The organism is Myroides phaeus (genome assembly GCF_009799805.1).
In the GTDB taxonomy this organism is placed as follows: Bacteria; Bacteroidota; Bacteroidia; order Flavobacteriales; family Flavobacteriaceae; genus Flavobacterium; species Flavobacterium phaeum_A.
The window spans coordinates 1,532,942-1,545,490 of the sequence record NZ_CP047050.1; the positions used below are offsets into that span (position 1 = coordinate 1,532,942).

The 12,549-nt window shown below is 32.0% G+C and carries 11 protein-coding genes; 2 read left to right on the forward strand and 9 right to left on the reverse strand.

Annotation, left to right across the window (positions count from 1 at the left end; all coding sequences use genetic code 11):
- Window positions 1-56 precede the first annotated feature (56 nt).
- Window positions 57-791 carry a TrmH family RNA methyltransferase gene (locus GQS07_RS06885; protein WP_158210174.1) on the forward strand — a complete coding sequence of 245 codons (735 nt, stop codon included), beginning with the start codon at window positions 57-59 and terminating at the stop codon, window positions 789-791.
- On the opposite strand, the gene GQS07_RS06890 is transcribed toward GQS07_RS06885, so the two are convergent.
- From GQS07_RS06890 to GQS07_RS06930, 9 genes are all read right to left on the reverse strand, one after another.
- Window positions 788-1,585, reverse strand: a complete 798-nt coding sequence (locus tag GQS07_RS06890) for a porin family protein (RefSeq protein ID WP_158210175.1) — start codon at window positions 1,583-1,585, stop codon at window positions 788-790. The two genes, GQS07_RS06885 and GQS07_RS06890, sit on opposite strands and share 4 nt — an antisense overlap.
- Window position 1,586: 1 nt before the next feature.
- Window positions 1,587-2,315, reverse strand: a complete 729-nt coding sequence (gene ubiE / locus GQS07_RS06895) for a bifunctional demethylmenaquinone methyltransferase/2-methoxy-6-polyprenyl-1,4-benzoquinol methylase UbiE (RefSeq protein WP_158210176.1) — start codon at window positions 2,313-2,315, stop codon at window positions 1,587-1,589.
- Between the two features lie 145 nt (window positions 2,316-2,460).
- Complete coding sequence (locus GQS07_RS06900; RefSeq protein ID WP_158210177.1) at window positions 2,461-3,021, reverse strand: GNAT family N-acetyltransferase; 561 nt, start codon at window positions 3,019-3,021, stop codon at window positions 2,461-2,463.
- A gap of 33 nt (window positions 3,022-3,054) precedes the next feature.
- Window positions 3,055-4,542 carry an alanine/glycine:cation symporter family protein gene (locus tag GQS07_RS06905; RefSeq protein ID WP_158211342.1) on the reverse strand — a complete coding sequence of 496 codons (1,488 nt, stop codon included), beginning with the start codon at window positions 4,540-4,542 and terminating at the stop codon, window positions 3,055-3,057.
- Window positions 4,543-5,174: 632 nt separating this feature from the next.
- Window positions 5,175-5,702 carry an inorganic diphosphatase gene (locus tag GQS07_RS06910; protein WP_158210178.1) on the reverse strand — a complete coding sequence of 176 codons (528 nt, stop codon included), beginning with the start codon at window positions 5,700-5,702 and terminating at the stop codon, window positions 5,175-5,177.
- Window positions 5,703-5,787: 85 nt separating this feature from the next.
- A complete protein-coding gene (locus tag GQS07_RS06915) occupies window positions 5,788-8,277 on the reverse strand; it encodes a DUF5686 and carboxypeptidase-like regulatory domain-containing protein (RefSeq protein WP_158210179.1) in 2,490 nt (829 codons plus the stop codon).
- Window positions 8,278-8,347: 70 nt separating this feature from the next.
- Window positions 8,348-9,325 carry a pyruvate dehydrogenase complex E1 component subunit beta gene (locus tag GQS07_RS06920; protein ID WP_158210180.1) on the reverse strand — a complete coding sequence of 326 codons (978 nt, stop codon included), beginning with the start codon at window positions 9,323-9,325 and terminating at the stop codon, window positions 8,348-8,350.
- 577 nt (window positions 9,326-9,902) lie between these two features.
- Complete coding sequence (locus GQS07_RS06925; protein WP_158211316.1) at window positions 9,903-10,784, reverse strand: IS3 family transposase; 882 nt, start codon at window positions 10,782-10,784, stop codon at window positions 9,903-9,905.
- A gap of 23 nt (window positions 10,785-10,807) precedes the next feature.
- Window positions 10,808-11,353 carry an IS630 transposase-related protein gene (locus tag GQS07_RS06930; RefSeq protein WP_158209529.1) on the reverse strand — a complete coding sequence of 182 codons (546 nt, stop codon included), beginning with the start codon at window positions 11,351-11,353 and terminating at the stop codon, window positions 10,808-10,810.
- A gap of 449 nt (window positions 11,354-11,802) precedes the next feature.
- On the opposite strand from GQS07_RS06930, the gene GQS07_RS06935 reads away from it, so the two are divergent.
- Window positions 11,803-12,549 carry an electron transfer flavoprotein subunit beta/FixA family protein gene (locus tag GQS07_RS06935; protein ID WP_090408924.1) on the forward strand — a complete coding sequence of 249 codons (747 nt, stop codon included), beginning with the start codon at window positions 11,803-11,805 and terminating at the stop codon, window positions 12,547-12,549.

Sequence of the window (12,549 nt, forward strand, 5' to 3'; positions counted from 1 at the left end):
GGGAAATATTTGCTCAAAGTAGTAATGTCAATTATCAGTCAAAAATACATTTTTTTATGGTTACGAAAAACCAAATCAAATTAATTAAGAGTTTACATCAGAAAAAATATAGAAAAGAACACCAACTTTTTATAGCAGAAGGGGTTAAAGTGATAGGTGAATTGCTAAAATCGTCTTTAGTTCTTGAGCATATTTATTGTACAGAGGAATTAAACTTTGAAGTTTCTTCTTCAATGGTTTCTCTTGTGAGTAAAGATGATATGAAAAAGATGTCTGCTTTAACGACTAACTCTAATTGTTTGGCTGTATTTCATTGTGCTAAAGAAGAGGAAGTTAACTATGATGATATTGTAGTAGCTCTTGATAATATACGAGATCCAGGTAACTTAGGTACTATTATTCGCCTATGTGATTGGTTTGGTATTCGTCATATTATTTGCACAAGTGAAACAGTTGATGTTTATAATCCAAAGGTGGTACAAGCAACAATGGGATCTATGGTCAGAGTAAATTTAGTTTACGGCGATTTAGAGCAGATGATTAAAGATGTGCCGGATGTTCCTGTTTACGGAACGTTTATGGACGGAGAAAGTATTTATAAACAGGAGTTTGTAAATAAAGGAATAATCGTAATGGGAAATGAAGCTAATGGAATTTCTGAAACAATAGAATCATTAGTAACACAAAAAATAGCAATTCCTCGCTTTGGATCTTTGCAACAAACCGAAAGTTTAAATGTTGCAATGGCAGCGTCTATAGTTATAAATGAGTTTCGTAGAATTAACTTCTAATGGAAGGTAAAGTTTACGAATAATCCTCTTGTTTTCATAGAGGTAATATCTCCAGTCCAAGGGCTGTTTTTATTATCTCTTTTTAATTCATCACCAATTCCAAATACTCCACGAACTGAAGGTGAAAACTTAAAGTATTCAAAGTAAATATCGATACCAACTCCTAATTCATAATTAGCAGTCCAGTTTTTCATTCTCCACATACCTTCAAAGTTATCAGAGTCAGATTTGTGATTGCTACTTAGGTTTAAATCTAAAGAAGCACCACCCAGTACATAAGGTTTAATATTTCCAATTCGCTTAGAAGAGAACTTCAAAAGTAATGGAAAGTGAATATAAGTTGAACTTACACTTTTAACTGAAGTATTGTTCAATTCATTAGTTGAAGGGTTTGCAATACCTTGTGAATGAAAATATTCATTGATAATAGCAGAAGGGTATCTTAATTCTCTTTTGGTATAATATAGACCTGGTTCAAAACGCAAGTCTATATATTCCATAATCCTTAAGTTACCAACCAATCCTACATTAAATCCAATGTTAGATGTAACTTGAATTTCTGTATAATCACTTGGTGTACCTTGTTTTTCTTCATATTCTTGAAGCTTGTCATAAAAGTTCTTGTCGTAATTAAACTTAAAGTCATAAGAGTTAAACCCTAAGTAATACCCCCAATGAACACGTTGTTTGTCCCAGTCAGGTTTATTGATAATAGGATTTCTTCCAAAGACCCACTGCCCAAACGAATTTGAGCTTGTAAGTAAGACAATGATTATGACAAGTAGTTTTTTCATATTATTTCGAAGATGAATAAATAGTAGCAATACCCATAGTTTGCGGACGATGCTTTACATCTTTAAACCCAACTTTTCTTAAAATATTGTTTAATTCTTCTCCAAAAGGAAAGTTTTTAGCAGAATCAGATAAATACTTATATGCTTTTTGGTCTTTAGAAAACAATTTCCCCATAAAAGGCATAATGTTTTGAGTATAGAAGAAGTATCCTTGTCTAAATGGAAATTTAGTAGGTACAGATGTTTCAAGAATTACAAAAATACCACCTGGTTTTAAAACTCTTAATATTTCAGAAAGTCCTTTTTCAAGGTCTTCAAAGTTTCTAATTCCAAAACCAACAGTAATAGCGTCAAAAGAATTGTCTGCAAAAGGTAAATTTTCTGAATCACCTTGAATCATTTCAATTCTATTTTGAAGATTTAAAGCTTTGATTTTTTGTTTACCAACTTCAAGCATTCCTGCAGATAAGTCAAGACCTGTAATTTTAGTTGCGTTCGATTTTGATAACAAAATAGCTAAATCACCTGTTCCTGTAGCAATATCTAAGATTGATTCTGGATTTGTATCAGAAACCAATTTTAATACTTTTTTTCTCCATCCTTGATCAGTTCCTAATGAAATCATACGATTTAAATTATCGTAATTTCCAGAAATTGTATCAAACATTTGTTCTACTTGCTGTTTTTTACCAAGTTCAGATTCTTCGTATGGAGTAATATTCTTTGACATTGTAAATAAATTTTGAGCAAATATAATTATTTAAAGCCAAATTGTAAGTTTCATCACTCGTATAATTGCCCCTTAGATTGTTTTCTTAATAGAAATAAAAAAACCTAAGCACAGAATGCTTAGGTTTAATATGTAAAATATTTTCTTAGATATACATATGGTAATAATCTCCTCCTACAAATTCAAGTTCTTTTCCTTGTTTAAAACCTAAACGAGTGTAAAGTTTCATTGCATTTGGATTTTCTAAATCAACGATTAAACCTACTTGTTTAAAACCTTTCTCTTTTGCAAAAGTAACAGCGTGATTTAATAAATGACTTCCTACACCTTTTCCTTGTACGATAGGAGAAACAGCTACAGTATCTAAATAAAACTCATTTCCTTCCGTTTCTGCTTCAGGAACTAAATCATTTTGATATTGTGCTTTCATTAATTCTAAGACCGGCTCTCTAAGTTTTTCAAAGTCATCTCCATTGTATCCTGTTACAGATCCTACAACATTGTCTTCTTCATCTACAGCTACAAAAGTATTTTCATAACTATACAGATTGTTTGGCTTTCTAAAAAGAATAGTCAAGAAGTTGATTGCTTCTTCAACGTCTTGTTTTTGGATAAAACTAAAAACAATATCTTCCATTGCTTGTAGCATTAACTCTGGAACAACGTCGTAATCTTCTTTTTTCGCTGGTCTAATAGTAAACTGCATTTTTTTATACTTTAAAATTGAAATGCAAAGGTACTAAAGTGTTTTTTCACTTGCGAGTCTATCCTTATCTTTCTCTTCTCTTTCTTTTTCTTTTACAACTCTATACCAAATCTCACTTACATTTTTGATATTGACATTAGCAGGGTTAAAAACAGGATCCTTTCCTGCTTTGCGTTGTTTGATGTAATCATCTAAAGCTATCATTGCAGGTTTGTATAATAATAGAATTGCAATAATGTTAATCCATGCCATTGCGCCTACACCTATATCTCCAATTGCCCATGCAGTGCTTGGTTCATTGATAGAAGCGAAAAATACGGATACTAAAATGATAGTACGCATAATCCATCTCAAGATGATATTTCTTTTTTTACTTAAATATTCAAAGTTTGATTCCGCAATAAATAAGTATGACATTGTAGTTGTAAATGCGAAAAAAGTTAAGGCAATTGCAATAAATTGACTTGCGAAAGTTGGAAATTGTGTTGCAACAGCTTTTACGGTATATGCGGCTCCTGGCTCAATACCAGGGATGTTTTCTACAATGTAATTTCCTACGCCATCAACAACATTGTATTGATTTGTGAATAGAATCATTAAGGCAGTAGCAGTACAAACAAATAAAGTGTCTATATACACAGAAAATGCTTGAACTAATCCTTGTTTTACTGGGTGTGATGTCTCTGAAGCAGCAGCAGCGTGTGGAGCAGTTCCTTGTCCTGCTTCATTTGAATAGATACCTCTTTTAACCCCCCAGGCAATAGCTGCCCCGAATATTCCACTAAATGCTGCTTCCATATTGAAAGCAGATCTAAATATAAGTCCAAAAACAGAAGGTATTTCTTGGTAGTTTAATGCTATAATTATAAGTGCCATTATGATATAAGCTGCTGCCATAAAAGGAACGACAACTTGAGAAATACGTCCAATGTTTTTTGCGCCTCCAAATACAGCTAGTCCTAGAAATAAACAGATAAATAGTCCAGTTATCCATTGTGGTACTCCAAAAGCACTATTGATACTTATCGAAATACTATTACTTTGAATACTTGGTAAGAATAAAGAACAGCTTATGATTGTAATAATTGAAAACAGTAAGGCAAATGCTTTATTGTTCATTCCGCTTTGAATATAAAAGGCTGGTCCACCACAATATTGGCCGTTTTTTTCAACTTTGTAAATCTGTGCTAATGTCGATTCTACAAATGCTGATGCACTTCCTAAGAAAGCAATCATCCACATCCAAAAAATTGCACCAGGTCCTCCTGCTGCAATAGCAGTAGCTACTCCTACAATATTACCTACTCCAACTCGTCCTGCTATAGCAATACTAAAAGCTTGAAATGGACTAATTCCTTTTTCAGAGGATCCTTCAGTGAAAAGTAGTTTTATCATATGTCTGAAAAAACGTACTTGTACAAATTTTGTTCGTATTGAGAAAAATAGCCCAGCACAAAGACAAAGGGCAATAAAGATGTCTGACCAAATAATATCGTTGGCGACTTGAATAGCGTGTTCCATAGTTGTTGTTTGTTGTGAGTTAAAAAGTAAGAATATTTTAACTAATGACAAAGTTTATTTTTTGTTTTTATAGATTTGAAAGGATTATAAATAAGGATAATATAATCTAATTGGTGAAGTTTTGCACTTATTACAAAGAATTTTAGCCTTATGTCTAAAATGGAATTATAGATGAATTAGAATTTTAGGAAATATGGTCACCTAATTGTATTTATGATAAAGAGAAGAGTAGAAGTGGTTGAATAACAGTGTGTTTAGGAGATAGCTACCAAAGCTTTTTTATTCTATTTACGCAATGTGTTTAATGCTAAATAAAGTGTGATTTGTGAGTTTGTATAGTTGTGGTAAAATACTTTTTTGGTACAAGAAGACTAGTTTAACTATTTGAATTAATTACTAATTTATCATAGAAGATAAAGTAGATACTTACTAAAGAGCAGTAAAAAAATACTTGATTTAAATTGTATATAAGTCAAAAAACGTCAAATGTCATATGGGAAGACAACAAAAACATCTAAAAATGTTTCTATTTTTTTTAATTGAGAAAGGGTACTCTTAGGAGAGTTATATTACAAGGAGAGTAATTAATAAGAAAAAAAAGGCATCTAAATCAATAGATGCCTTTGTGTTTATTAGAAACGGATACTGAATAATCCTTCTTCTTTATCTTCGATGTTATCAAAACGCTCTTTACATTCTTGGATCATTTTGATAGCAGCAGCTTTGTCTCCAAAACCATTAGTTGTAACTTTTTTGTTTTCTAAGTCTTTGTAAACTTGGAAAAAGTGTTCAACCTCTTTTTTGAAATGTTCGTTAACGTCGTTGATGTCGTTTAACTTATTCATAATTGGGTCAGATACTGGAACACAGATAATTTTTTCATCATCTCCTTTATCATCAGCCATGTAGAAAATACCTACAGGTTTAACCTCTACTACCAATCCTGGAACTGAAGGCTCAGTAAACATTACTAATACGTCTAATGGATCTCCGTCTAAAGCTAAAGTTTCTGGAATAAATCCGTAATCAGCTGGATATCTCATGTTTGAATATAAAAGACGGTCAAAACGTAATCTTTTTAAGTCAAAATCATACTCGTATTTGTTTCTGCTTCCTGCTGGAATTTCAACAAAAGCGTCGAAAGTTTCAAATGTATTCATATCTATTTATTTTAAATCTTAATTCTAAATAATCGGGTGCAAAAATACTGTAATTACTTGTTTATAACAAGCTTTCCCCAAATAATTAGAAATAAATTCCAAAAGAACCTCGTATTGCAAATCTTCTTGCATCTGGCATATCAAGGTAGTTACCTCTCCAGCTTAGGTCTAATCTGAAAATCTTAAAGATATTTCCAACTCCTACATAGTATTCGTAGTAAATATCTTGTGGTGCTTTATACACTAAATCAGAAGCGTTCAAGTCTATGTTAGCTTGAGAGACTTTTCCATAAGCTCCACGAATACCAACAATTTCTCTCAAATTAAAGTCGCGCAACCAAGGTATTCTTGAAAATAAGCGACCTCCAAAGTTGTGTTCTAAATGAAGAGAAGCATATTGATCTGTTACAAATTCATAGTAGTTTAAGTTAGCAAATGTATTCGTAATATTAAACCACGCTTGGTTACCCGGTATTACACTAAGTAAACCAAGAGGAACATCTCCAAATGTTTTACCTGTTTCAAAAGTAGTTGTAAGCGTTCCAAAACCACCTAATAAAATTGGTTTTCGCGCATAGAACTGTAGTTTTTGATATTCAAAATCACTTTCTAAAGCACCTTTAAAACCTTGACTAAATCTCAAGTATAATTTTAAATATTTACTATCTATATCTTTTCTATCAACTCCATAACCAATTGTTCTACGGCCAGGCGTATAATCAATTGCTAATTCAACTTCAGATTGTTTGGTTTCATTCTTAATTTCCCCAGTTTCTTTATTTGCATAATAATTCAAATTAAAGGCATCGGAAGCGGGTTTTAGCGTTCTATAACTGAAAGTAGTAATGAATCTAAGGTTTTTGACTGGTTCAATTTCTAAACCAACAGTAGATAGATTAATATCAGTAAGTTTAGAGTTGTCTCCACTTGCAAATAGCGAACTCGAAGCAAAACTTCTACCTAATACATCATTAGTTTCAGTTAAGCTCACCCCAATTTGTTCTATATCTCTTCTATTACCTCCAAATAAAATTAAGCGACTGTCATTGTGTAACAATACTTTTCCGCTAATACCATATTTAAATTTATTGTCTTTAAACCCATAAGCCCCATAGCCTTCTAATCTCCATTTGTCGTTTGGACCAAAGTATGTTCTACCTCCAGCTCTAAGTCTTAAACCTTCTATGTCGTTATAACCAAAAGTTGAGAAAATAGGACCGTAGTCAAAATTATATTTATTGATATTGTAATAGTTACTCGCAATAGTTGATGATAAGTCAAATAGGAAACGGAATTTAGGCACCGTTTTTAGTGTATCTAACATTTTATAAATACCTAATTCGTCTTTGCTTAACGGTTCAAAACGATAACTTTTCCAAAAATCATCAGAGCGTTTGTATACAGTCTCGTCGTAAACATTCACATTCTTTTGATAAAATTCTGCAGGATGTTCTATGTCGAATTTATGGTGTTTGTAAATAGAAGTTCTCTTACCATAAATACCTTTAGATGTTTCTTTTTTAGACAATGCAAAGTCAGACATAAAGTAGTCTTTTGTCAATAAGAAAACCGAGTCGTTTAGCACATCAAACTCTTGCTCAATATAGATATCCTTAACCCAGTTAATATTTGCATCTTTACTGGCGTCCATATTAATTTTCTTGATAGCAAACGTAGAATCGTTCACCCAGAAATCACCTTTAAATGTAAGCTCTCCTTTTCTTCTTGGATAATAAACGATATTGTAACACCATTTGTCTTCGATAAAAGCACTATCAGCCAAAACGTAGTTATATACGTTAATACCTGTTCTTGAAAGTGGACTTACGAAGTCTTTATCAAAAATTTTAATGTAGTTATTATAGATGTTATAATCAGCATATAGGTCTTTTACAAACTCAATAATATGTTGATTTGTGTCAAACCCCGAGTTTTTATTACCTAATGTTTTTTCAATCTTCTTGTTGTTTTGGTTATCACCATAAACCTGTCCGAAATTTTCATTGATAAAAATAGGTAAGTATGTTTTTCCAGTGATCTTACTTGTATCTACGTGTTCAAAGATAAAGTCCATTCCTCTAAACAGCTTTTTTTGTCTGTAAGCACTGTCAATTGTATTTAAGTCAAATTCAATTTTTTCATATTTGTCATATTCATAATGAGCAAACATATTCAAACCATTCTTTCTTTTTCTCTCCCAAATTTTGCGAAGAATATCTAAAGCAGGATTGTTTTTTTTCGATGTTTTACCAGCGTAAATAGTAACTTCAGAAAGAAGGTTATCTTCCTCTAAAACGATGGTCATATCGAGGTTTGTTTTTCCTGCAAGTTGAATTTCTTTTGTTTCATAGCCCACAAAAGAGACGATAAGGATATCGTAAGTTTTGGCAGATTCTAAATAGAATTTACCATATTCATTGGCAATAACTCCGTCAGTAGAGTTTTTGTAATAAACACTTGCAAAAGGGACTTCTTGGTTGTTTTTATCTATGATTTTACCACTTACTTTGGTTTGAGCCCAACTAAACATGGAAATAAATAAAAATAACAGTAGGAACTTAAATTTGTTTTTCATAGCAATATAAGGACATAAAAAAAGACTCCATTTAATTAAAAATGGAGTCTTTCAAATATACGTTATTTTTTTATTTATAAAGTACTTTTTTAACCGCTTTTACAACGTCATTCGAATTCGGTAACCATTCTTCTAAAAGAACAGGAGAATAAGGAGCTGGCGTATCAGCAGTAGTAATTCTTTGGATAGGAGCATCTAAGTGATCAAATGCTTGCTCTTGTACAATGTAAGTGATTTCTGAAGAAATACTTCCAAATGGCCAAGCCTCTTCTAAGATTACTAAACGGTTAGTTTTCTTAACAGAGTTTAAAATTGCTTCTTTATCTAAAGGACGTACAGTACGTAAGTCGATAATTTCACAAGAGATTCCTTCTTTAGCTAATTCATCAGCAGCTTTGTAAGCTTCTTTGATAATTTTACCGAAAGAAACGATAGTTACATCAGTACCTTCTCTTTTGATGTCAGCAACTCCTAATGGGATAGAGTATTCACCTTCTGGCACTTCTCCTTTATCACCATACATTTGCTCTGATTCCATAAAGATAACTGGGTCGTTATCACGGATAGCAGCTTTCAATAATCCTTTTGCATCATAAGGGTTAGAAGGCACTACAACTTTTAATCCAGGTACGTTAGCATACCAGTTTTCAAAAGCTTGAGAGTGTGTCGCTCCTAATTGTCCAGCAGAAGCTGTAGGACCACGGAATACGATCGGCATATTAAATTGTCCACCAGACATTTGGCGTAATTTAGCAGCATTATTTATAATTTGGTCGATTCCTACTAAAGAGAAGTTGAATGTCATAAACTCAACAATTGGACGGTTACCGTTCATTGCTGATCCTACTGCAATACCTGAAAAACCAAGCTCAGCGATAGGCGCGTCAATTACGCGTTTAGGACCGAATTCGTCCAACATACCTTTAGAAGCTTTATAAGCACCATTATATTCTGCTACTTCTTCACCTATTAAATATATTGATTCGTCGCGACGCATTTCTTCGCTCATGGCTTCACATATGGCCTCTCTAAATTGAATCGTTTTCATAATTTTACTATTTTCTGTAATTAATTTACAAAAGCAAAAGTATAAAAAAATATCTTTATCTACCTTATGTTATGGTATGTTTTGCATTTTTTAACGGAGGGTATTGTTATTTTATAAGCATTGATAATAATAGGGGATTGAATACTTATATATTGCTATTATATTTTAAGGATTATTTCTCTATCAGCAAGTTTTTGCTCTTTTCTCCTTTTATTTTTTTGTTCTCTTTTTTTGTAAACCTATATCAGTTATAAGTTTTAGAAATTCTACTACTACTTTTTTAGAAGAGAAGTTGTCACGAAGATCATTTTTTTGAATAGCTGTTTTTATTTTTTATCTAAAGGTATCTAAGTCCAAGTCAAATCTTATTGTGTGTCTATATATATTGTATGTACATTATATGTGTAATGCTTCTATTGTTTTACATAGAAAGTATACATACACTATACAAGCACTATACATACACTATACAAACACCCATCTTAAAACTAACATTCTATTTGTCTCGTCCTACTATAGCTGTACAGCTATAGTTGATAATCCTGTTTTGTACTGTACAGTTATTTCAGTAATCCTATTACTGCTGTACAAGTTCTTTTTTCTCTGTTTTATTCTTGTAATAATTCTTCCATCTTTTAGGAAGCACCCCTGTTTTTAGGTGCGCTTGATTAGGAGTTAATCTATCACAACTATCGTGAGGTCTAATTTGATTATAAGCTTCTATGCTATTACCTATTTTTTCCTTAGTTTTTTGATACCCTAAACTTGAGTAGTTTAGATTAAACTCTCCTTTAATTATACCATTTACTCGCTCTGCTACTGCGTTATCTCTTGGCTCTCCACTTTGTGTAGTACTTATTGATATATCGTTATCTATTAATAACTGAGTGTAAGTAGCGCTACAGTATTGGCATCCTCTATCAGAATGATGAATAAGTTTTTCTGTATACATTCTATTTTTTAACGCCATTGTTAAGGCTTTCAAACACCCTTTTGTAGTCAAATCTAGATTAAAACTATATCCCATTATTTTATGTGAATAAGCATCTGTGATTAAACTCAGATATCCCCAAGCATTATTTAGTCGTATATATGTAATATCACTTACCCAAAATTGCTCTGGTCTAATAACCTTTACACCATTATACAAGTCCAAATATTGACCTCTCCATGCTCTAGAATCTGTTGTGTATGCTTTTCGTTTGCGCTGCCTAATCAACATTTTTTGACTATCTAATAAATCAAATAAATAATCTCTGCCTATGCTTATCTTATGTGTAGCTAAGCGTTCTTGGAGCATATACTGAAGTTTTCGAGTACCTACCTTAGGAAGGCTGGTTCTGATTTTCAATACTTCTTGTAAGATGATATCATCTTTTATTGATTGCCGCTCATATTTATTAATTGACTGATAATAAGCACTTCGTGTTTTCCCAAACAGTTTACATATTTTGTCTATTCCCTTGGTAGGATATAAGAGTTTTACTTCTTCAACTGCTTGGAACCAGACTTTTTTCTAATATCAATATCCAATTTTTTTTCTGCTACATCAATCAAAGTATTTAATGCTACTATCTTAAATTGTGCTTCAGCTAAAGCCTTTTTTAAAGCTTTTACTTCTAAAGATTCTAAATTGGTTGTTTTTTCTTCCATAAGAATTGGAATGTTAATTTCTTTACAAAGATCTTTGTTTTTGTTGTAATTAACTAATAACCAATTTGTTATTGTACTTTTACTTTCGATTCCATACGTTATACAAGCTTCTTTTATAGTCATTTTGTGTTCTGTAATACTATGAACTACTTGACGTTTTAAGCTTTCTGAATAAATTTTATTCCTGCGTGTTTGATCAAATTCTATACTTCCATATTTCTTAATCCACCGACTCACCGTTGGTTGTCTTAAATCATACTTGAGAGTAACTGAACTTTGGGTAGCGCCATTTTCTATTTCTTGAATTACTTTTTCAATAAATTTTAAGTGATAACGTTCTGTCTTTTTTTGTCTTGTTTGATTACTATTTTCCATTTTTAACTGTTTTAAAACTGTACAGTTATTTCAGGACGGGTCAATTTGTTTTGTTCCTTGTCTCGTCCTACTATAGCTGTACAGCTATAGTTGATAATCCTGTTTTGTACTGTACAGTTATTTCAGGACAGTGTAACTATTCTTTTTATTTATAAAGTATAAGTGTACAAATCGAGTATTCCATAAAAAAAATGAAGTATTGTTTGTTACATCAGCAGTAATTGCAGTCGTATTATTTATGCATTATTAGCAGAAAGTTGCCCTATTTATATAATGTGAATAAGATAAGTTTTCCCTATTCTTTAGAATTACTCTAAAGAAAGTAATGTTTAAACAGAAATCTTTTGATAGCTTAGTTTAAAATTGTATGCGTGCATAGTAAAATATCGAAATTAATTCTTATTTTCGTTCAGTAAGTAAAATTGTAAAACACAAAAACTATATAGAAAATGAAAATATTAGTTTGCATCAGCCACGTGCCTGATACTACTTCAAAGATCAACTTCACTAATGGAGATACAGAGTTTGATACAAACGGAGTTCAGTTTGTAATCAACCCAAATGACGAGTATTCTTTAACAAGAGCAATTTGGTTTAAAGAAAAACAAGGAGCTACAGTTACTGTAGTAAATGTAGGTGGAGCAGATACAGAAGCTACATTGAGAAAAGCATTAGCAATTGGAGCTGACGAGGCTATCCGTGTAAATGCTAATCCTACAGACGGAATGTTTGTAGCAAAACAATTAGCTGAGGTAGTTAAAAACGGAGGTTATGATTTAGTATTAGCAGGGAAAGAATCATTAGACTATAATGGTGGAATGGTTCCAGGTATGTTAGCTGCTTATTTAGGATTTGATTTCATCAACTCTTGTGAAGGACTTGAAGTAGATGGTACTTCTATAAAAGCAATCCGTCAAATTGATGGAGGTAAAGAAACAATTTCAGGTAATTTACCTTTAGTTGTAGGTGGACAAAAAGGAATTGTTGACGAAAAAGATTTACGTATTCCAAATATGCGTGGAATTATGTCAGCAAGATCTAAAGCTTTAACAGTGTTAGAACCAGTAGCTACTGATGTTGCTACTAAAGTGGTTAAATTTGAAAAACCAGCTGCTAAATCAGCTTGTAAAATGATTTCTCCAGACAACATTGATGAGCTAATTAACTTATTACATAACGAAGCAAAAGTTATCTAA

Bases quoted from the DNA above. Each gene is read 5' to 3' on its own strand.
- GQS07_RS06915 (WP_158210179.1), bottom strand. From the start codon at position 8,277: ATGAAAAACAAATTTAAGTTCCTACTGTTATTTTTATTTATTTCCATG.
- GQS07_RS06935 (WP_090408924.1), top strand. From the start codon at position 11,803: ATGAAAATATTAGTTTGCATCAGCCACGTGCCTGATACTACTTCAAAG.
- GQS07_RS06930 (WP_158209529.1), bottom strand. From the start codon at position 11,353: ATGGAAAATAGTAATCAAACAAGACAAAAAAAGACAGAACGTTATCAC.
- GQS07_RS06920 (WP_158210180.1), bottom strand. From the start codon at position 9,325: ATGAAAACGATTCAATTTAGAGAGGCCATATGTGAAGCCATGAGCGAA.
- GQS07_RS06885 (WP_158210174.1), top strand. From the start codon at position 57: ATGGTTACGAAAAACCAAATCAAATTAATTAAGAGTTTACATCAGAAA.
- ubiE (WP_158210176.1), bottom strand. From the start codon at position 2,315: ATGTCAAAGAATATTACTCCATACGAAGAATCTGAACTTGGTAAAAAA.
- GQS07_RS06910 (WP_158210178.1), bottom strand. From the start codon at position 5,702: ATGAATACATTTGAAACTTTCGACGCTTTTGTTGAAATTCCAGCAGGA.
- GQS07_RS06890 (WP_158210175.1), bottom strand. From the start codon at position 1,585: ATGAAAAAACTACTTGTCATAATCATTGTCTTACTTACAAGCTCAAAT.
- GQS07_RS06900 (WP_158210177.1), bottom strand. From the start codon at position 3,021: ATGCAGTTTACTATTAGACCAGCGAAAAAAGAAGATTACGACGTTGTT.
- GQS07_RS06905 (WP_158211342.1), bottom strand. From the start codon at position 4,542: ATGGAACACGCTATTCAAGTCGCCAACGATATTATTTGGTCAGACATC.